The sequence below is a fragment of the Marinomonas sp. genome (assembly GCF_039940335.1).
In the GTDB taxonomy this organism is placed as follows: domain Bacteria; phylum Pseudomonadota; class Gammaproteobacteria; order Pseudomonadales; family Marinomonadaceae; genus Marinomonas.
The window spans coordinates 124289-144724 of record NZ_JBDVGW010000013.1 but is presented as its reverse complement, the minus strand read 5'-3'; the positions used below and the strand labels follow the sequence as shown (position 1 = coordinate 144724).

General features: G+C 42.6%; 13 protein-coding genes. 10 read left to right on the top strand and 3 right to left on the bottom strand.

Annotated elements, in window-relative coordinates; genetic code table 11:
• Positions 1–9 precede the first annotated feature (9 nt).
• On the bottom strand, positions 10–1488 hold the full coding sequence (locus tag ABJF92_RS10300; protein ID WP_446815710.1) for a glycoside hydrolase: 1479 nt from the start codon (positions 1486–1488) through the stop codon (positions 10–12).
• 201 nt (positions 1489–1689) lie between these two features.
• Between ABJF92_RS10300 and ABJF92_RS10295 the strand changes: the two genes are divergently transcribed.
• A complete protein-coding gene (locus ABJF92_RS10295) occupies positions 1690–2235 on the top strand; it encodes a lipocalin family protein (protein WP_446815709.1) in 546 nt (181 codons plus the stop codon).
• Here ABJF92_RS10295 and ABJF92_RS10290 read toward each other — a convergent pair.
• On the bottom strand, positions 2232–2807 hold the full coding sequence (locus tag ABJF92_RS10290) for a hypothetical protein (RefSeq protein ID WP_446815708.1): 576 nt from the start codon (positions 2805–2807) through the stop codon (positions 2232–2234). The genes ABJF92_RS10295 and ABJF92_RS10290 overlap by 4 nt on opposite strands.
• 151 nt (positions 2808–2958) lie before the next feature.
• On the opposite strand from ABJF92_RS10290, the gene ABJF92_RS10285 reads away from it, so the two are divergent.
• On the top strand, positions 2959–4281 hold the full coding sequence (locus ABJF92_RS10285; RefSeq protein WP_446815707.1) for a DUF3422 family protein: 1323 nt from the start codon (positions 2959–2961) through the stop codon (positions 4279–4281).
• Positions 4282–4284: 3 nt separating this feature from the next.
• On the opposite strand, the gene ABJF92_RS10280 is transcribed toward ABJF92_RS10285, so the two are convergent.
• A complete protein-coding gene (locus tag ABJF92_RS10280; RefSeq protein WP_446815706.1) occupies positions 4285–4803 on the bottom strand; it encodes a DUF6882 domain-containing protein in 519 nt (172 codons plus the stop codon).
• Positions 4804–5059: 256 nt separating this feature from the next.
• Between ABJF92_RS10280 and ABJF92_RS10275 the strand changes: the two genes are divergently transcribed.
• The 8 genes from ABJF92_RS10275 (at position 5060) to ABJF92_RS10240 (ending at position 20263) form a co-directional block, all read left to right on the top strand.
• Entirely contained in the window at positions 5060–6721 is a 1662-nt protein-coding gene (locus tag ABJF92_RS10275) for an N-6 DNA methylase (RefSeq protein ID WP_446815705.1), read from the top strand.
• On the top strand, positions 6711–8123 hold the full coding sequence (locus ABJF92_RS10270) for a restriction endonuclease subunit S (RefSeq protein WP_446815704.1): 1413 nt from the start codon (positions 6711–6713) through the stop codon (positions 8121–8123). Before ABJF92_RS10275 ends, ABJF92_RS10270 begins: the two co-directional genes overlap by 11 nt.
• Positions 8124–8243: 120 nt before the next feature.
• Complete coding sequence (locus ABJF92_RS10265; protein ID WP_446815703.1) at positions 8244–9647, top strand: hypothetical protein; 1404 nt, start codon at positions 8244–8246, stop codon at positions 9645–9647.
• Positions 9631–11595, top strand: coding sequence for a hypothetical protein (locus ABJF92_RS10260; protein WP_446815702.1), 1965 nt, complete (start codon positions 9631–9633; stop codon positions 11593–11595). The genes ABJF92_RS10265 and ABJF92_RS10260 overlap by 17 nt, the downstream gene beginning before the upstream one ends.
• Positions 11582–14278 carry a DEAD/DEAH box helicase gene (locus ABJF92_RS10255; protein ID WP_446815701.1) on the top strand — a complete coding sequence of 899 codons (2697 nt, stop codon included), beginning with the start codon at positions 11582–11584 and terminating at the stop codon, positions 14276–14278. The genes ABJF92_RS10260 and ABJF92_RS10255 overlap by 14 nt, the downstream gene beginning before the upstream one ends.
• Before the next feature lie 138 nt (positions 14279–14416).
• Complete coding sequence (locus ABJF92_RS10250; protein WP_446815700.1) at positions 14417–17728, top strand: type I restriction endonuclease subunit R; 3312 nt, start codon at positions 14417–14419, stop codon at positions 17726–17728.
• Positions 17729–17801: 73 nt separating this feature from the next.
• Positions 17802–19073, top strand: coding sequence for a restriction endonuclease subunit S (locus tag ABJF92_RS10245; protein WP_446815699.1), 1272 nt, complete (start codon positions 17802–17804; stop codon positions 19071–19073).
• A 2-nt stretch (positions 19074–19075) separates the two neighbouring features.
• Positions 19076–20263, top strand: coding sequence for a coiled-coil domain-containing protein (locus ABJF92_RS10240; RefSeq protein ID WP_446815698.1), 1188 nt, complete (start codon positions 19076–19078; stop codon positions 20261–20263).
• The last annotated feature ends 173 nt before the right edge of the window (positions 20264–20436 follow it).

Below are 20436 nucleotides of genomic sequence, written 5' to 3'. Positions count from 1 at the left end.
AAACGAGGCTCACATTTCAAAGCACCAAAAGTTAATGCTATAGGGGCTGACGATATTCAGTTTGGAAAGCTTAGGAAAATCCTTCAGCTTTACTTTGGCGTTTTTGAACTTGGGGCGAATACCGTTTATGCGCACTTTCTTACTGGTCAAGCTGTCTGCCGTTAGCTCGTAACGGCGTTTTTTAGCACCAAAGTGCTGAGCCTGAATGATCTTTGGGCTGGCTGACATATTAATAATCAGCAGGGTGCATTTATCTAATTTCTTCGCTTTATGACAATACACCAACACTTGCGGATCACTGCTGCTCACATCGTAAACGTCTTGTCCCATAAGCTTGTTCCACAGCCAGCTTACCCAATAATCTGGGTTTGGCTTTAGGTTACGCCGATTGATCAGCGCATAATCGCCACCAATTAGGCTTTGCCTGACCATGACTTGTTGCCCTAGCTTAGCACCACGGCCTAATTGATCCGCCCACCAGAAAGACGATACAAAACGGTCTGAAAGTTTCTTTTGTCCACCGCACTGAGCTGAGCCGGTTTCTCCTGTCCATAATTGAGCTTTTGGCCAATATTTATTACGTTGCACACTCAGTTCACCGCAGTACTTCTGATAGTCCAAGAAACACTTGGGGTTGAGCAGATTCCGTAACGTTGCGGCACGGGTTTTCACCGGTGAGCGGCTACTTTGAAAAGGGTAGTAATGCCAGCTAACAATATCAATGGGAGCAGGTAAGTGACTTAAAAAGGGAGCAGTCAGATTGCTAATAGGGCGAATGGTCTCGCCAATTTTTGGCCAAAAAGCACTGCCCGGCCCCGCAATAAGACTGTTTGGCGAATACTGTCGTATCGTCTTGATGAAAGTACCGTAATCTTGTGCCAGTTTATAAGCGCTGGGTTGGGCGGTTAAGCCATGGAACGCCCAATAAGCATTTAACTCATTCCCCAGTTCACACACTGCAATGTTTTGTTGGTGTTGCTGACTGTATTCTAAAAGAGCACGAACTTGATCGTCTTGCCAGCGACCATGGCGAAGACGTGAAAACAAACCGTATTTGAAGGTGAACATGAGGTCTAATGCATTGCGTTGGCAGAAATCGTGTAAGCCGTGCCACATTTCTTGGCTGAGATTCAGTGCATCGGCTTTGGTGTCTTGCTTAGACACAGAGGTAAAGTATGCCACTTTATCCGCTTCCGAGCCGCCAACTCGAACAAAAGCGGGTCCTAAGGCGGAGACCAGTTTATCGAGCTGAGGCTGATCTAAATCCAGTGGTGGTACTCGTTCTGTGCCTAAACCGCGTTTACTGCCAGTGCCACCTTCCCACCAAAAGCCTCCCGCCAAGACTGAGATATCAATCGAAAAAGATAGATATTGTGAATGTACACTGCCAATGGCTTGTTTGCTGTTTAAATTGATGGTGACATTCTTGCTGGTGAGGCGACGCCTTGGGGGAGTGGTTGCAACACGTCTAAATTGGCGGATAAGCAAAACAGTACCTTACACAGGAAAATAACCTCCATGATGCTTGGCGTTTATGACAAATTGATGATGTGTAGCTGATTTATCCCAAACCACAAGGCTATCCCTAGCTTGCTAAAATGTACTAGGATGTAGTCATTCAAGGTGAGGGTGATGCCAAAGCATGAGGCAATAACCATTCTACTCACCAAAATGAGATGGGAGCAGGGCATGAAATGGCTAGTGTACGTAATGACATTTGGTTTGATCGCCTGCTCCAGTCAATCTAATAGGTTAGACCCTATTCAGGAACAAAAAATACAGCCCTTCTTAGGAACTTGGTACGAAATCGTACGTCAAGATCATGCCTTTGAAGAGGGGCTCACTAACGTGACAGCCACCTATAGCCTGCAAAAAGATGACACTATTACTGTGCTTAATAAAGGCTATTCTGCTTTAGATCGTGATTGGCGCGAAGCTCGGGGGAAAGCCAGCTATGTTGCTTCTTCCAATGCTGGGCACTTGAAAGTGTCTTTCTTTGGGCCATTTTATGGCGCCTATGTCATATTTGAGCTCGACAGTCGCAACCCCCAATACGCGACGATTGCGGGCCCTAATAAAGAGTTTTTCTGGTTGTTATCTCGTCGCCCTCAAATGCCAGTAGGAGACCAGCAACGCATTTTAAGAGAAGCCATGTCGCTGGGGTTTTCGATGGATAAGCTGGTGCAGGTGAGTCACGCAAAAGTACCAACGCCAAAAACAAGCCTGAATGATTAGAAAAGTGAGCAGGTAATACTCTGTTTGGCATCGGGTTTAAGGCAAACACTTTCGTAGGCGTTGGGGTCATTAAGTAATTGATAGTGAGTATCTGAATCCCGACAACGGGCGATGAAGTTCGCATGTTGGCTTTCATATTTTGCCGTATTTAGCGTTTTCTCCATGGCTAAATCATCATCAAATATCGCACTGTCTTGTTGGGTTAGCTGTAAGCGTAAATCTGTTTCTAAATCGACTAAACGGTTATAGCGAATACGAATTTGGTGGCAATAGCTGCTGTTTCTGTCCACCTCTTGGCATTCATCCATCACATCTTGCAAGTCGGTCAATTCTACGATCACACTGTCTAATTGACCTGATTGGGCGTTGCTTTGTGATCTTTTTTGCCGTGTTTCAGAAGTTAAAGCATCTAATGTTTCTTTCGTGGCTGTTAGCTGAGCCTCTTTCACTAAACAAGCGTTACCGAATGCTATCAAATCCATGGCATTGGCATTGGTAGCAAAAAATGTCATCAACACAGCACTACTTACTATGAGGTTCGGGCAAAAAAGGCTGAGTTGAAACTTATACATAGTCTCTTTCCTTGAGTGTAAAGCCATTGGTGAGACAATAAAATGTCTGGATTGTATAAAGCCTTCAGTCAGTTTAGACGTATCTAAGGTTGCAATCAAAGGGATTTCAGCGAATCATTTACGGCTAAAGAATTAGCAGTAGGACTTAATTGTGAAGCATACCAATAACGCATACGGTTTGGATATCCATCCATTGCGCAATGCTCTGTACGCGGAATTGCACTCGCGACCATTCCAAGTGATTCCTAGCCCTGCTCACATTAGTTATTTGGCAGTGATGATAAAACCTGATCAGAAGGAGCAAGAGTTTGCCAACTTCTGTGCTTTGTATGAACGCTTCAATCTACAGCCGCCGTCACAAGATGGTGCTTGTTACGAGTTAGTCTGCCAGGGCTTAACAGTAAGGCGCGATAAACACTCCGAATTTACGTCCTATATGGTCATGAGGACGAATGTCGATGATAAAGTACCTTTCGAAGAAAATCCTTTGTCAAAATTGCCGCAAGACTGGCTGCAGAATATTCCAGGGTTAGTGATAGGGGCCTTTCATCTTGTAATTGCGGATGCAAGGGAGACTCCAGAACCAGAGCTAAGCTATGTCAAAGAGCAATTTGAAGGTATGCGCCTCGTAGGTAGTCGACCACAAAATGGCGATGCACAGGTATGGACTAGCTTTCAGCTCCATAGCGATGGTTGTGGCCGTTTCTTAATCTACAACAAAAGCATGAGTGACAGCCAACTAGGGCGTATGGTGCTTAGGGTAGTGGAAATCGAAACCTATCGCCTCATGTGTTTATTAGCCCTGCCCTTAGCGCGTAAATACACCGCCCAATTGGTCGAAATGGACAACAAGCTGGCAAAAATCACCAATGATCTGGCGGAACCTAATGACACCCTAGACGACTCAGCTTTACTTGGAGAACTGATCGACATGGCGGCTTGGGTAGAAGCGGCACGAGCAAAAACCAGCTACCGCTTTAGCGCCACCCGTGCCTACCATGATTTGGTTGTGAAGCGATTGGATGAACTAAAAGAAGACGAAGTGTCAGGTCACCTAACCATCACGGAATTTATGACTCGCAGGCTAACGCCCGCGGTAAGAACCTGTAACGCCACCGGTGACCATCTTGAAAGCTTATCGAAGCGCATTGACCGCGTCTCTGACATGATGCGTACACGAGTAGAAATGAGCATTCAGAGCCAGAACCAACACCTACTAACCTCCATGGATCGACGCTCGAAAATCCAGCTGGCAATGCAACACACAGTAGAAGGATTGTCTGTTGCCGCGATCAGTTATTACAGTGTGGGCTTATTAAAATTCCTGATCGAGGCTGCCTACAACAAAGGTCTGCAATTTGACAAAAGCCTCGCCATTGGCATTAGTGTTCCCATCGTGGTTGGTGGGGTATGGTGGGCAACTCGACGTATTCACAAGCGTTTTATGCTGTTAGCAAAAAAGCGTGAAGACTAGCGGCTATTTGGCGTCTTTTGCCCAGTGAATATCGGTAATGACCATATAGGTATAGCCGTTCTCAGCACTGGTGCGATAGGCGCCTTTGGCTTTTAGCAAATACGCAGTAATGGATGTCATGTCCCAGCCTTCGGCTTCGTTGGCATACCATTTGGCCTTGGTAAGCTCTTTATAGCGATGCTCTTCCCCGTATTCTTTGACCAGATCCATGCGGTTTTTTACATTTTCAAGAAACACTCCATTGGCCCAAGACCACAACCACGTTTTGGTTTGGTTAGAAAGGGAACCGACAAACTGCACCTTGGCGATCACCACAGGCTTGTCATGGTTAGAAAACACCAAGGTGCCATTTTCTTGGTCCCAATCAAAACGCTCGTAATCGCCAATCTTGTATTCTTTGATCAGACTTTTTTGACGCTTGGAAAGATACTCATGGGCTGTAGTGACAAAGGCCTTCCATTGAGAAGCCTTAGATTGATTGGCATTTAACGAGTCGTACAGGGATTTAAATAGCTTTTTCATAGATTCTCGAACAGATTACACTTGTATTTATAATACAAAATATACTATCTAGGCCAAGGGCTGAATACAACTCATAAACAGGCATTTGTTGCACTTAAAGCCAAGTCAGCATGGATTGATAAGACGCTTAAAAAGCTCGGTAAGATACAAGGCTAAGTCTCCCATCGATAAAGATAATCAAGTAGTATGGTTACATTCATTTACACGGATTAAATTCAAGTAAACTACTTACTTGCCAATGGAGAAAGAAAACACCATGGAAACCCCAAATTCCTCTGCGAATACATCCGCTAAACCTAAAGCATCTCCAACAAAAATATCCCCAACCAAGAAAAAGCCAAACAAAGGCTTTGAAGAAACCTTATGGGATACCGCCAATCAGTTGCGTGGCAGTGTTGAATCCTCCGAATACAAACACGTTGTATTGAGCTTAGTGTTCCTTAAATTCATCAGTGATAAATTCGAAGCCCGTCGTCAGCAGATGTTAGACGACGGTCAAGAAGCCTTCATCGAGATGAAAGAGTTTTACCAGCAAGACAACATCTTCTATTTGCCAGAAGAAACGCGCTGGTCTTATGTAAAAGTGCGTGCCAAGCAAGACGATATCGCGGTGATTATCGATTCCGCCTTAGCGACCATTGAAAAGAACAACCCAAGTCTGAAAGGCGCGCTGCCAGACAACTACTTTTCACGCCAAAACTTGGAAGTGAAGAAGCTTGCATCCTTGATCGACAGTATCGAGAACATCGACACGCTCGCCAACGAATGCGACACCACAGAAGAAGATTTAGTAGGCCGAGTGTACGAATACTTCTTGGGTAAATTTGCGGCCACAGAAGGCAAGGGCGGTGGCGAATTCTACACGCCCAAATCCGTCGTCACCTTATTAGCGCAAATGCTCGAACCCTACCAAGGCACAGTGTATGACCCTTGTTGTGGTTCTGGCGGCATGTTTGTGCAATCGCTGAAGTTTGTCAAAGAGCATGAAGGCCGCAGCAAAGACATCGCTATTTATGGACAAGAGCTTACCTCGACCACTTACAAACTGGCGAAAATGAACTTGGCGATTCGGGGCTTATCGGGCAATTTGGGTGAGAAACCAGCGGACACCTTTTTCTCGGATCAGCACCCTGATCTAAAAGCCGATTACATCATGGCGAACCCGCCTTTTAACCTAAAAGACTGGCGCAGTGACGCAGAACTTACAGACGACCCACGTTTTGCAGGCTATCGTACGCCGCCAACGGGCAACGCCAACTACGGTTGGATTTTGCACATGCTCTCGAAACTGAGCGAAACCGGCACCGCAGGCTTTGTACTGGCAAACGGTTCCATGAGTTCCAATACCTCAGGGGAAGGCGAGATACGCCAACAACTGGTCGAAAACGACCGCGTAGAATGCATGATCGCTTTACCGGGGCAATTGTTTTACACCACACAAATTCCTGTTTGCTTGTGGATCATCAGCAAAGACAAAACCGCCAATACCGCCAAAGGCTTTCGTAACCGCGAAACTGAAACTCTCTTTATCGACGCTCGTGAAATGGGCTCCATGATAAGTCGTGTACACAAAGACCTTACCGTGGACGACCTCGCGAAAATCGCCGACACCTTCCACGCATGGCGCAGTAGCGACGAGGCGTTAAAACAGCGTGTGGCAAGCGGCGATTGCAAAATCAGTGAATACCAAGACACGGCTGGCTTCTGCAAATCCGCCACCCTAGAAGACATCAAGACCAACGATTATGTTCTGACACCGGGTCGCTACGTGGGCGCGGCCGACATAGAAGACGACGGCATCCCGTTCGAAGTCAAAATGCGCGAACTCAGCCAAACCCTCTACAGCCAAATGAACCAAGCGGAAGAATTGGACAAAGCCATTCGCAAGAATTTAGAGGGGCTGGGTTATGGGGAGTAGCTGGAAAAAAACTTCTTTAATGGAGCTAGGTGTCGAATTAATAGATTGCGACCATAAGACTCCTAAAGCTGTTGAAAAAGGAGTCCCTTATATAGGAATTCCTCAAATGGATCGGGGTAAAATTAATTTTTCAGCTAATCCAAGATTGATTTCAGAAGACGACTTTTTAAAGTGGACAAGAAAAGCAAACCCCATGTACGGGGATGTTATTTTGTCGAGAAGATGTAACTCTGGTGAAACAGTTTATGTTCCAAAAGAATCAAAGTTCGCATTAGGGCAAAATTTAGTTTTATTACGGCCAACAGGTAATCGAATGCACCCAGAGTATCTTCGTTGGGCTGTACAAGGAAGAGAATGGTGGAACGAGGTTGCAAAATACCTGAATCCTGGTGCAATTTTTGAAAGCCTTAAGTGTCGTGATATTCCTAAGTTTAAGATACCTGAGCCACCTAAAAGCATACAGATTAAGATTTCTAAAATTCTTTCTGATATAGAAAATAAAATAGAACTTAATAGCCAAATTAACCAAACCCTAGAACAAATGGCGCAAGCTTTGTTTAAGTCTTGGTTTGTGGATTTTGATCCTGTGATCGACAACGCCTTAGACGCTGGCAATCCCATTCCAAACGCTCTAGCTGAACGTGCCGCACGTCGCCAAGCCGCTCGCGCCAGCGATGACTTTCAACCTCTACCAGATGACGTCCGACAGCTTTTCCCCAGTGAATTTGAAGACAGTGAACTTGGCTGGATTCCGAAGGGGTGGGGAATTAAAGCATTAAAAAAATTAGTTGATATATCATCATCTAAACGAATTTTTTCTAAAGAATATCAAGATAAAGGGATTCCATTTTATAGAGGTAAAGAGATATCTGAACTTTCAAAAGGGCGAAGAGTTCAGAGTGATATTTTCATAAGTGAAGATCGCTTTAACGAGTTTCAGGATAAATATGGAGTACCTAAAGAAGGCGATATTTTAATCACTTCTGTGGGAACAATTGGTAACACTTACCTTGTTGAAAAAAGTGATCGTTTCTATTTTAAAGATGGAAATCTTACTTGGATAAAAGCATATCATGATCTTTTTATTCCTCATTATTTTATTGAATGGTTTAAGAGTTCTCATGGGAAAGAAATTATTGAATCTATTAAAATTGGAACGACACAACAAGCGATTACAATCAATTCACTAAATTCTATTAAAATTCTGCAAGCGAATTCTTCTGTCCATGAACTATTTGAAGAGCATGTAAGGTCTATATTTTTAAAGGTCAGGTTGAATAATACTGAGAGTAATAACCTTGAAGATATCAGAGACACCTTACTTCCAAAACTCATTTCAGGTGAGTTACGGTTGGACTCTCCCGAAGTGGAACAGGCGAAAAGCTTGCTTGATGGTGAGTAAAACGAGACGGTCAATGGACGGTACAACGCCAAATGTAGAAGACTATTTGGCGTTGTATTACAGCCGGTAATTGAATAATGGCTTTTTCGCTATTGCTGCAAGGAGTGCGCAGGCTAGAGTATGTATCTTAATCAATTTTTTACCGAGTACGATGAGACCATCACTCAATCTTTAAATATTGACCCGTTAGGCATGACCATGATTTGGTCTAGCTTGGGTCAAGCCATTTTCAATAATCGTGTGAGCTCGATTTCGAATGATGTGCGCAATTACACGCTCAATCTCGTGCATCATTATGTGATAAAAAGCTTGGTCGACAGTACCGACGCCAAGTTAAGTGGCGAGCTAGAGAAAGTTTACGGACAGATAGACAGCTTGGCTTTCAAGCAAACGTGTTTGATCTTTCTCGAAAACGTGTTTGTCTTTTCCATGCTGGCAGCAGAATCCACCAAAGGTGTGCAAACACAAGGTATTTTGGGCGCATCAAACGCACGTTTAAAGATTTCTCAAGATACGGCCAAACGCACTCCTAACGCGCCTCTTCTTTTTACCCGTGACCCACAAGGGCAGCTTTTGGTTCGGCAATTGACTTTAGGTGTCAGTGGTCGATATAAAACCCCTTTTATCGAATTATCCTTTTTTGATAAGGCGCTTCGTTACCATCAACCTCACTCTGTTTCACAATGGGAAAACGCTCAGGCGTTTATTTCCTCTCATAACGGATTGCGCCAATTAGCCGAGACGTCCGTTGCGTTTTTAAAAACCTTGATTAAACAAACGCATTCTAAACCCAGTGTGGCTTGGCAAGACATTCCCGAAGACATAAAACGCCAGTATGTTGCCTGCTTTGCTTCTTCTGAAGTGGTGGGAAGTTACAGCAAAGACTTTTGGTTGAAGGTGACGGCGCTGGACCAAAACGCCTCTGGTTCACTTTATCAGGCCATTAGTGAATTAAGCTGTGACCATTCTTCTGCTCAAATGTGTTTTGAGCACGCTCTTGAATTAGAAACCGATGAGCAAGAAAAGAAGAAGCTCAATGATATTTGCCAAGTGGAGCCGTTTCTCGCGGAGTGTGAGCTGTTGTTTACCGTATTGATGAGTCAGAAGCTTCAGACAGAAACAGAGGTTTACGATACTTACTGTGGTTTAAAGCGACATGTGGACTCAATAATATCGCTGGCAAGTAGATTAACACATCTTGTCGGTTCCTTTTCTGGCTCGGCTTCGAGGCGTTTTAACGCATTGCTATCGTTGGGTAAGCTGAGCCATGAGGAGAGCCAACACACTATGACGGCCTTAGTGGATAGGTTGCTTGAATATCATGGTGAGATTATGGCGCAGAGAGGGCAAAGCCCTTGGGTCGAAAAAGACAGACAGGGAAATTATCGATGTTATGTGACGCTTCGAAGCCTTCCCGAGCCAGTGAAAAGGCCCTATAAATCTTGGCATCACAAGTATTATCTTGACCAATTTAGCCAGCTAATTCGTGGCTTAGAAGGAAAGGGTCATGACGCAAACATTTAAAATGACGGATGCCTTAACGCAGCAAATTAAAGGTTTAGGGACGCTAAAACGTGCTTGGTTTACCTCGTTTAATCTGAATGTGGACTTTTTCGAACGTCACGTTTTGTCTACATTGTTGGAAATGGAGCCTCCTCGAAGTCGGATTGATTTTGAACTGATGCAGCAAAAGCTTAATGGTTCCGTATCAGGCAATGGAAAAGTGGCACCGAGAATTGATGTTAAAGTGTTTGCCGATCAGAGAATGTACGATGCCAATGATGTTAAGCGCACGGCAATAGAGGTGTACGGCGTTGCTCCGGTTTCCATGACTGGCGTGAGGAAAAGTCGCCTTGATAAGCATTCGTTGTTTCACCCTAAGGTGATCTTTCTGCAGGACGATCAAGGCAAAGCTATTTTGGGGGTAGGCAGTGTCAATTTAACGCAAAGCGGCTGGTCAACGAACCAAGAGGTCTTCTCTTTTCATCAGGTCGAATGTGCCCATCAAGCAGAGGCAATACAACGTTTTTTTGAACCACTTTTCAATCTTAATAGGATCGAACACCAACTTACGTTTGGAAAAACATTAAGAAAGGCGCTAAGCCCATCCGATTGGTATTTTGTGCATACTTTTTTGGATGCAAAGCGTGGCTCTGAACACACTTCTCTTCTTGGGCATCTTTTGAATGCGCCAAATACAAAGGAGCTTGTGGTGTGGTCGCCTTACTTTCCGAGAGATTTAGCTGGGTTTATAGATCGCCTTCGAAGCATCCATCCCAGTGATGAGTTGACCGTGCATTTGATTCCAGATTTGGTTGAAAACAAACTGCGTACGGAGTGGTCTTCTTCCTTAAATGACCAGATTAATAATCACCAACTACAGTTCTATAAAAACCCTATTCAGCGAGATAAACGCAGTGAGCTGTGCCACGCTAAGGTCTGGATGACGGAGCACACATTGGCCATTGGTTCTTGGAACTTTACGGCGCCAGGTTCCAATATTGCACTTGAAGAGGGTGAATCTGGCCATGCGAATGTTGAGGCCGGTGTGGTGTTTAACCATACCCAGCCATTAACGGATGTGCTGATAAACTCTTTGGTCATGGGTGAAGGTAATTTCATGGACAACTCGGAGGTAAACGAGCACGCCCTTGAGGTGGCTGAACTTTTGCCTGTCAATGTGAGAGTGTCATTTGATTGGGAAACTCTGACTTACCACTTAACCGCTGAAAAGGTGGATGAGAGCCAAACTTTACGAGACGTAAAAGTCCATCTGCCTGATATTAGCGAACCCATATTGCTCACCTTTAGCGACGAAAAAAATGTCTTTGAACACAATGAAACATTGCCCAGTGAACCAAATGAATTACTGGTTAATCACACTTATGAGTTGGTTATAAATGATGATCAGCGAAGTCGGGGCTTCATTGTGGAGCGCAACACGTTAATGCGTCGTGTGGAGCAGTTTGAATCTTTAGATGAAATTTTTGACTGCTTGATCTCTGGTCAACCGCTTGTGAATCACCCAAATGCCTCATTGAGAGAGAGTATTTTAAACAATGACCATGATTTGCTCATTGAGCAAGAAGAAAGCTCTTTGGATTCCCAATCAGCGCCTTCGGCGTTAAGTTATTTCCGAATGTTTCAAGCGATGCATGAATACGAGAAGCGCATTGAGTTGTCGAAGTCAGACGTCATGATTGAGCAGTATGGCTTTGTCATTCCTGGGTGTCTCATTGAGATGAAGAACAGAATCGTGACGGAGCTAGATCGAGAGATGAATGTGTTCAATTGGTATATGGCGCAGGAGTTTAACCGATTAATTAAGTTGGCTAAGTGTAAAGCGAAAGCACCAAGCTTAGAGAAGCGCTTAAGTGCGCTTAGTCTCTGCGACTTGGATAAAGCAGAGGACATAGGCAGTCATGAATATCGTAAATTGATCAAGAAAAAGAGTGGTTATGACACTATCTAATTGGGCAAGGATTACCCCTCAAGAAGTATCAGCTCAGATGAGTTTTGTAGAAGGTGATACAGATTGGACATACAAAGCGGATCAAAACCATTCTATGGCGGCCAAGCAAGCAGAGGGTGTCGCTTACTTATGTCGATTGTTGCATCAGCATGGTCTTGCCTTACTCGCTGATGAAGTGGGCATGGGAAAAACCTTTCAAGCCATTGGGATTATTCGCCTGTTACAGCAGGTAAAATCGAATGCCAAAATATTGGTGATTGCCCCCAATAAAGATCTCTGTAATCAATGGATAGGGGAGTTTGATACATTCGCGAAAAGTCATTGGCGCGGAGGCAGTACAGAGCTTCTTAAGATCGCAGAGCCTCAATCCCAGCTTGAAGACATGGTTAACTTGATCGATAAAGAGCGTCATGTTTACTTTACGACGATTCATTCTTTTAGTGGCTTAGCGGACAGTGAAAACAAAGAGGATGTAAAAGTTGAACAGGCAGAGCGTGAAGCTAAAAGACTAAAGAATTCAGTGATGGAGTCTTTAGGTGGGGAAGGGTTTGATCTTTTAGTGATCGATGAGGCCCATTATTTACGAAATATAGAAGGCGGCTCGCAAAGAGTGGCCGCCGCAAAAGCGTTTTTTGGCGAAGGGGGCAAAGCGCTGGCAAAGCAAGTGTTGCTGATGACAGCAACGCCTACCCATTCATCCGTGAATGATGTCGCCAATATCCTCGGTTATTTTGCCCCTGACAGTGAATTGAAAAACAGTGAAACTCAAGCGCCTTATGATGCATCAGACCTGTTAACGAAGTACGGATTAAGACGGCACCGTCTTTTAGAAGGCGCTAGTGGTCGTCATTATGCCAAACAACATTATCGTAAAGAGACTGTACTCCCTGTTTCTTTTTCTGGGAATCAGAACGCAGAGCTCTTCTTCGGGCTTTATCAACGGGAATTAGTGAGGAAAGTTCAAGGCAAGGGAGCTAATCGACAGTTTCTCTATGGTTATCTTGAAGGGTTTGAATCCTTTGGCGAGGATAAAGATCAAGCTGATAAAGCTAAACAAGCGAAAAAAAAGAAGCAGGACAAAGAAAAGACTAATAATGCGTTTAAGGAAGCGGCAGACACTAAGCTTCTGGCTTGTTTGAGTCGAGAATATTATGAATGTTTTGGAGCGTTTCCAGAACATCCAAAATACAAAGCCTTAGTGGATCATTTTGTTCCAAATCAACTGAATCACACAAAGCTGGATAATATTAAACACCTTGTATTTGTCCGTCGTATTCCTTCTGTTAGGGAGCTTACCAAGCGGATTAATTCACGCTACGACACGGCATTGGGTGATCAAATATCCAAGGCACTTGGGTTAAGCCCAGAACAGCAGAAAGCATGGCAGAGTACTCAGTGGAGTCGGGTTTGGCTGAACAATCAGTTCAAGAAAGAAGGTGCTCCTACCGAACAAGATGCCTTGTCAGATGAAAAAGAAGACGGCGATGATCTTGATCAGTCGAATAACAGTGATAACTATTTACGGTCACGGATAACCGAATTGTTCGTTGTTAAAAAGCGTGATGAAACAAATCTGCAGGAAACTCAGAACACGGTGTGTACGAATATCGCGCTGCGCTTTAGAAAGCCTGAAAGTATTTTTTCTATGTTTTTGGAACCCGCTTTGGATTATCTGGAGGAAGATTATCCTTATTTTTGGGAGGCTCAGAGTAGTCCGCGTAATCGAGCGATGTACGCGACAGCGGCATTTTATCAGCGCGCTAAGAAGTATTCATTTGAAGTTACTGACTCTAAAGATGATGTGGAAAAGAAAGAAAAGCCATTGCCCACTATCTGGAAGTACTTAGTCAATAATTTGAACGATAAAGAAAAAAGTACACTAAATAGCTGGGACCCATTAACCAAAGAAAACTTTGCAAACTATTTTAAAGCGGGTGTTTTGTTTGCCAGCCCTGTTATGGTCGAGCTCTTTTGTTGGTTATATTGGTTTGATAACGATGTAAGTTTGCATAAGCGTGGTGAAAGTGCCCAACAGCGTTATGAGGATTTCATCGAGCATTCTGAAAGCCAACTGTCAGATTCAATGCTTCTGTGGTATTTCAAAGCGGCACTGACAACGTTTGAGGATGTGTGTAGAAAGGTTGCTCGTGTGGCGTTAGATAACATAGAGAATGACTGGCATGAGCTTAAAGCGCACAGCTCTCCTGCTGCCTATGCGAGTGGTGAAAGCTCTAATAGAAAAAATTTACAACTTGGGTTTAATACGCCTTTTTATCCGAATGTGCTGGTGGCGACGTCGGTTTTTCAAGAGGGTGTCAATTTACACCTTCAGTGTAATGAGGTGCATCATTATGGCCTGGCTGGCAGTCCTGGGAGTCACGAACAACGTGTAGGTCGTATAGATCGCTTATTCGGCAAAGTGAATCGCCAGTATAAAGATCAACAGCATAGTGAATTGAGAATAAACTTTCCGTATTTAGAGCATTCATTTGATGAAGATCAGCTGGCTTCTTTCCTAGAGCGTAAAATGAAGGCAGAAAGTAAGTTAGACAAATGTTTATTAGATGATGACGATTCACAAATAGGTACAGAGAAGTCGTATGAATGGCAGAGCTATTTAAAACAGCCCGAGTCTTCAGAAGAAAATGAATTTAAAGATCCGTATCCAGCTAAGTTCTATTGAGGTATTAGACTTAGAAATGGCTTCAAAAAAACCATGGCTTGTATTCTCATGAAGTAAAAGCAAAAAGCTTGCTTGGCTTAGTGTAAAGTGAGACTGTAAATAAATAGCATGACAGGGAAATAAAAGGAATTTGGAAGTATGTTGGCAGCAGTAGGCGACATTAAATTTACCGAAGCGAAATTAGAACAAGCCATTATCGATTTACTCGCAGAGCAGGGCTTTCCTCATGTTCTGGGGCAAAATGTTGAGCGAGCACAGCCATCGCAAGTGTTGATACTGGATGACCTTCGCGAATACCTTTCTAGTCAGTATCGCCAAGACGGCATTACCCCCAGTGAAATAGAGTCTATTGTCCGCCAATTGCAAAGTTTACCTGCCAGTGATTTATACCAAAGTAACAAGACTTTTTGCCATTGGTTAGCCAATGGTTTCTTGTTTAAGCGGGAAGACCGTAATCAGAAAGATTTGTACATTGAGTTGATCGACACTCAACACCTTAATCTTGCCTTAGCTGAACTGTTTAATACGCCACTGGGGGCGTTAACAGAATTACCAAAGGTTGCAGAAGCCGCACTTGGCTACGAGCATTTACAGGCAAACAAGCCAAACATACCAACCGATGCAAACATTTATAAGCTGGTAAACCAGTTAGACATCGAAGGGGTGGATGGGCAATTACGTATTCCGGATGGCATTCTCTATGTGAATGGCTTACCGCTGGTGGTGTTTGAGTTTAAATCCGCCATTAGGGTGAAAGACGCTACGGTTTATGATGCTTGGAAGCAAATTTGTATTCGTTACAAAAAAGACATTCCACAACTTTTTGTTTTTAACGCTTTTACTATCATTAGTGATGGCGTGAATAATAAGCTCGGTAACCTGTTTGCGCCTTATGAATATTATTATGCGTGGCGCAAAGAAACGGGTTTTGAGTCTGCCGAAAAAGACGGCATTAATTCCCTTTACACCATGATTCACGGTTTGTTTAACAAGACTCGCTTGTTAGATGTGGCGAAGAATTTTGTCTTCTTTCCCGACACCACCAAAAAAGAAATCAAGGTCTGTTGTCGTTATCCTCAGTATTACGCCGCTCGCAAGCTGTATTTTAATATTTTAAAAGAACGCAAACCCCAAGGTTCCGGCAAGGGCGGCACTTACTTTGGTGCGACGGGTTGCGGCAAAAGCTACACCATGCAGTTTTTGTGTCGCTTGATGATGAAGAGCATCGATTTTGAAAGCCCCACCATTGTCTTAATCACGGATCGTACCGATTTGGACGATCAGCTTTCTAAGCAGTTTGAAGACGCGACCAATTACATTGGCGACGAAACGGTTGTGTCTGTCACCAGTCGTGAAGACTTACGCGCTAAGTTGCAAGGCATTAAAAGCGGTGGTGTGTTTCTGACGACCATCCATAAGTTTACCGAAGACCTGCAATTACTCTCTGAGCGTACCAATATTATTTGTATCTCTGACGAAGCCCATCGCTCCCAAGTGAATCTCGATAAAAAAGTCGTGATCCAGTATCAGGAAGGCAAAGCCATTTCCGTTAAAGAAACCTACGGTTTTGCCAAGTATTTGCATGACTCTTTACCACATGCCACTTACGTTGGCTTCACTGGCACACCGATTGACGCCACGCTGGATGTGTTTGGTAATCCTATTGATAGCTACACCATGACGGAAGCAGTAAACGATGAGATCACGGTTCGTATTGTCTACGAAGGCCGCGCTGCAAAAGTCTTTTTGGACAACAGCAAATTAGCGGAAGTTGAAAAATATTACGACGATTGCGCTGCAGAAGGCTCCAGTGAACATCAAATAGAAGAAAGTAAAAAAGCCTCTGCCAATATGAATGCCATTTTGGGTGACCCTGATCGCATTGACGCTTTAGCCAAAGACTTTGTGTTTCATTATGAAAGTCGAGTGAGCGATGGTTCATCGATTCAGGGTAAAGCCATGTTCGTTTGCTCCAATCGAGAAATTGCCTACGAATTTTATAAAGCGGTAAAAGTGATTCGTCCCGTTTGGTTTGAAAAACGACAAACGGCGGATGATGTTGAACTGTCCGAAAAAGAACAAGAAGACTTGATGGCGCTTGAGCGCGTGCAAATGGTGATGACACGAGGGAAAGACGACGAAGCCGATTTATATGGATTAGTCGGCACAAAAGAGCATCGTAAAGAACTGGATCGTCAATTTAAAAATGCAAAGTCCAACTTTAAAATCGCCATAGTGGTGGACATGTGGTTAACCGGATTTGACGTGCCAGAGCTGGATACCATTTATATTGATAAGCCTTTGCAAAAGCACAACTTAATTCAAACCATTTCACGAGTGAACCGTAAATTTGAAGGCAAAGAAAAAGGCTTAGTTGTCGATTATATTGGCATTAAATCGCGAATGAACAAAGCGTTGGCAATGTATTCGAAGGCCGATACGACCAGTATGGAGGATGTGAATTTATCGGTTGTGGAAGTGAAAAACCACTTGGATCTGCTCAGACAAATGTTCCACGATTTTGATGTGTCGCCGTATTTTAGCGATGAACCGCGTTTGCAATTGGAATGCTTAAATCAAGGTGCGGAATTTGTCTTGCAAACTAAGAAGGGCGAAAACCGCTTTATGGGCTTGGTGAAGCGCCTAAAAGCAGCGTACGACATTTGTTGTGCCAGTGACCGTATTGATCAAGGTGAACGTAATTTGATTCATTTTTATATCTCCGTGCGCTCGATTATTTTTAAACTCACCAAAGGAGACGCGCCTGACACAGCGCAAATGAATAAGCGTGTACGAGAGTTGATTGCCGAAGCACTACGAGCCGATGGCGTAGAAGAAATCTATACCATTGGGGAAGACAAAGCTGAGGCCATCGACATCTTTGACGAAGAGTATCTGGCACGGATTAACAAAATCAAATTGCCTAATACTAAGATTCAACTACTGCAAAAAATGCTGCAAAAAGCCATTGGTGAGTTTAAAAAAGTGAACCAAGTGAAAGGAATGGACTTTTCTTCGCGCTTTGAAGCTTTGGTAGAGCAATACAATGAACGTCGAGAAAACGACGAACTGAATGGCGAAGAGTTTGATACTTTCAGTCAAGAAATGACCGACATGGTTTATGACATGGCAAAAGAAATGGGCTCTTTTGCTGAACTCGGTATTGACCAGATAGAGAAAGCTTTCTTCGACATACTCGAACACATGCAGAAGAAATACGACTTTAGTTACGATGAAGAGAAGCTTATTGAATTGGCTAAGGCCATGAAAGTGATTGTGGATGACGTTGCCAAATACCCAGACTTCGCCAAACGCGATGACATCAAAGCCACACTCAAAGTAGATTTAATCCTCCTACTACATAAATACGGATTCCCACCAGTCGCCAACGATGACGTATATAAGAGTGTGTTAGAGCAGGCGGAGAACTATAAGAAATACAGAGAATAACGGTAGGATTATTTATTATCAGACGTTTGAGTAAGGCCAGTTGTAAGCGACATGATTTTAAAAGTAGTGTCGCTTGCAACTGGGCGTAGTTTCCTATGTCGAAACGATAAAAACGAAACTTAATGATGCAGGATTTATTGTGAATGGAACTCATGGAAAAATTTTTAAAATAAAGAAGCATATCTGCCAAATAGATGAATTCATGATGAAGGTTACACGTCTTGAATTTGACGTGTTAGTGAACGATTTCAATCCATTCGAGCATAAAATTCCCGAGTCTAGAAACCATGAATATGGTTTTAATTATTTCTGGGGTGGTGCAGATGTTTTTATTACAGAGGAAGATGTTGATAGCCACTCTCGTCGAATAGTTATTTGCAGCACACCACATGCATATAGCGTTAGTGCTATTTATAGGTGGTGTATAAGAAACGAGAGCGGTATTTTTGATTACATTAATAGATATAAGTTTTTTGCTCACCCAGCTAACATGCTAAACAAAGCGCAGAATAATAGACAAGCTAGTTTAAGTGATGTAGAAGCACATCTTGTGATTATTGATGCAATAAAAAGTATTCTTTTAGAGTGGCGCTTAAAAGCGATTGATGAGCTAAACCCTTATTTGTGTGAAGAGTTTACTAATCTCTTTGGAGAGGCCGAAACTAATCCTTTTGGCTGGGAAATGAGGAGTTTCGAGGATCTTGGTATCTGGTTAACAGGCGATTCGGATGAACATCACATAGATGAATATTTTGGTGATGCTGTTAGTTTTTACGGTCTTGAGCCATTAAATTATCGTTTTTTAAGTTGTTCTGATGACAACCAGATATCTAAAAATCTACTTTCTTCAAACGTATCCGTTTTTCCTAAAAGATCTCTTATCCTAGGTATGCGTGATCCTCAAATGCTCAGCGTATCTTTACTACAAGATGTATTGGAGTCTAATAAATCGACTGCCTGTTTGATTCATAATGATCTTGTAAATGTCGATTGGTTGCTACTACATATAGCATATGAGCGCGAATGGTATCTATCGCAACTAAACGGTATAAGAAAGAAACGCTGTAACTTAAAGCATATCAAAGAGCTAAAAATTCCTTTGCCTCCAATCGAAAAACAGACATTGTTTGAAAGTATGGTAAGAGATTACAAGGAATTTATTAAATTACCTAGTGAGCGAGATGAAAGCTTAGTATTCAGTGGCTGTTTGGTCCCTAAAAAGCACAGACATGATTTATCGAGGTCTGAAAGGCAGTTACTGAATGAAGTTGAGACAACGCTTTTTGAAAATAGAGAGCTCTATGCCGCTTGTATAGAGAATAAGTTTATAAATAAAGGGAAGTAGAAATGAACTTTGTTAAAGAAAATACGATTTCTATCGTAGTGTTTGTTTTAGTCGCATTGTGTTGGGTGAGTGTTGTTGATCACTATGCAGAAGAATATATTGATGGCTCTATCGTAACTGCCACCGTTTCATTCGGTTTTGCTAAGGCTTTCAATGCAATTGTCTCCGTCTTATCAACGATTACTTTACAGGTCCCTCTTATCGGTTCTATCCAAATAGGTGAGTTACTTGACCCTTTGAATGATATGGTTGAAGATTTTTCTACTGTAATTAAATATGCAATCAGCTCACTACTGATACAGAAAATCATGGTTGAGATATTTCAAACGATTCATTTTAAATTGCTTTTAACATTAGCTGGTATAGCTTGTGTTGTAACTCACTATCACTATCGTTCATATCAAGCGATCACATATAAGGTTTTTATTATAGCTGTAGCTTGTAAGTTCTCTATAGCGTTAGTTGCGATAGCTTCAAGCATGGTATCAAGTGCTTTTGTTGATAAGCAGATTGAAGAAGAAAATAGCAAGCTAAAAACATTTCCTACCTCGCCAACGCAACTTGATCAGGCACTTGATCTTAGTTCTGAAATAAAAATTCAAATAAAGAAAGAAATGGATGATTTGAGTTCTGAAACTGAAGTTCAGAAAAAGAAAGTAGATGCTTTAAATATAGAAATTGAGGTGTTGGAAGCAGATATAGAGAGAGTGGAGGGGGATATTGAAGCTCAAACAGCGAATATATCTTTGATTGATAAATTTATAAGTGAAAGTAGTGCAGTTAAAATCTTGAAGATACAACGCAGCTCTCTAGATAACGAGGTTAGTAAAAAACAAGATAACCTAGAAGACCTAATTGATACGATTGAAGATAATGAAAAAGAATATCAATCATTAAAAGAAGATTATGAAAGTGATGAAGTTAGTACTTTTCAAAGTATCAAAAATGGCATTGGAACTCTTACTTTTGCAGCTAAAAAGAAAGTAACTTCGTTTGTTGATTCTTTGAACTTGGCTATCGAAAGCTTCCTGATGTTAATAGCTATGTATATCTTCAAAGTTATCATTATCCCGGTTGGATTTTTATTTGGTATGTATAAATTCTTTCGAGCAGTAGGGGGGATACCTATTGAGAAGTTAGAAAAAGTGAAGTGTTTACCTTTGGAAAAAATTAATCAAGCTAAAGAATAGGGGTAAACTATTCTAAAAAGTGCAAGCTACGTATGTTTTTTAACAGACGTAGCTTGCATTACGGTGACTGACAGCTCAGATAAAACTGCGTGCTATTTAGGGTGTGAATTGGTAGAACTTACAGAGCTTCTGTTTATTGAACAGGGAGCTTAAGTGTCCTTGACATGAATTGT

Excerpts from the sequence above, each read along its gene's own strand:
- ABJF92_RS10295 (WP_446815709.1), top strand. The coding sequence starts at position 1,690 with ATGAAATGGCTAGTGTACGTAATGACATTTGGTTTGATCGCCTGCTCC.
- ABJF92_RS10290 (WP_446815708.1), bottom strand. The coding sequence starts at position 2,807 with ATGTATAAGTTTCAACTCAGCCTTTTTTGCCCGAACCTCATAGTAAGT.
- ABJF92_RS10280 (WP_446815706.1), bottom strand. The coding sequence starts at position 4,803 with ATGAAAAAGCTATTTAAATCCCTGTACGACTCGTTAAATGCCAATCAA.
- ABJF92_RS10275 (WP_446815705.1), top strand. The coding sequence starts at position 5,060 with ATGGAAACCCCAAATTCCTCTGCGAATACATCCGCTAAACCTAAAGCA.
- ABJF92_RS10270 (WP_446815704.1), top strand. The coding sequence starts at position 6,711 with ATGGGGAGTAGCTGGAAAAAAACTTCTTTAATGGAGCTAGGTGTCGAA.
- ABJF92_RS10265 (WP_446815703.1), top strand. The coding sequence starts at position 8,244 with ATGTATCTTAATCAATTTTTTACCGAGTACGATGAGACCATCACTCAA.
- ABJF92_RS10260 (WP_446815702.1), top strand. The coding sequence starts at position 9,631 with ATGACGCAAACATTTAAAATGACGGATGCCTTAACGCAGCAAATTAAA.
- ABJF92_RS10255 (WP_446815701.1), top strand. The coding sequence starts at position 11,582 with ATGACACTATCTAATTGGGCAAGGATTACCCCTCAAGAAGTATCAGCT.
- ABJF92_RS10250 (WP_446815700.1), top strand. The coding sequence starts at position 14,417 with ATGTTGGCAGCAGTAGGCGACATTAAATTTACCGAAGCGAAATTAGAA.
- ABJF92_RS10240 (WP_446815698.1), top strand. The coding sequence starts at position 19,076 with ATGAACTTTGTTAAAGAAAATACGATTTCTATCGTAGTGTTTGTTTTA.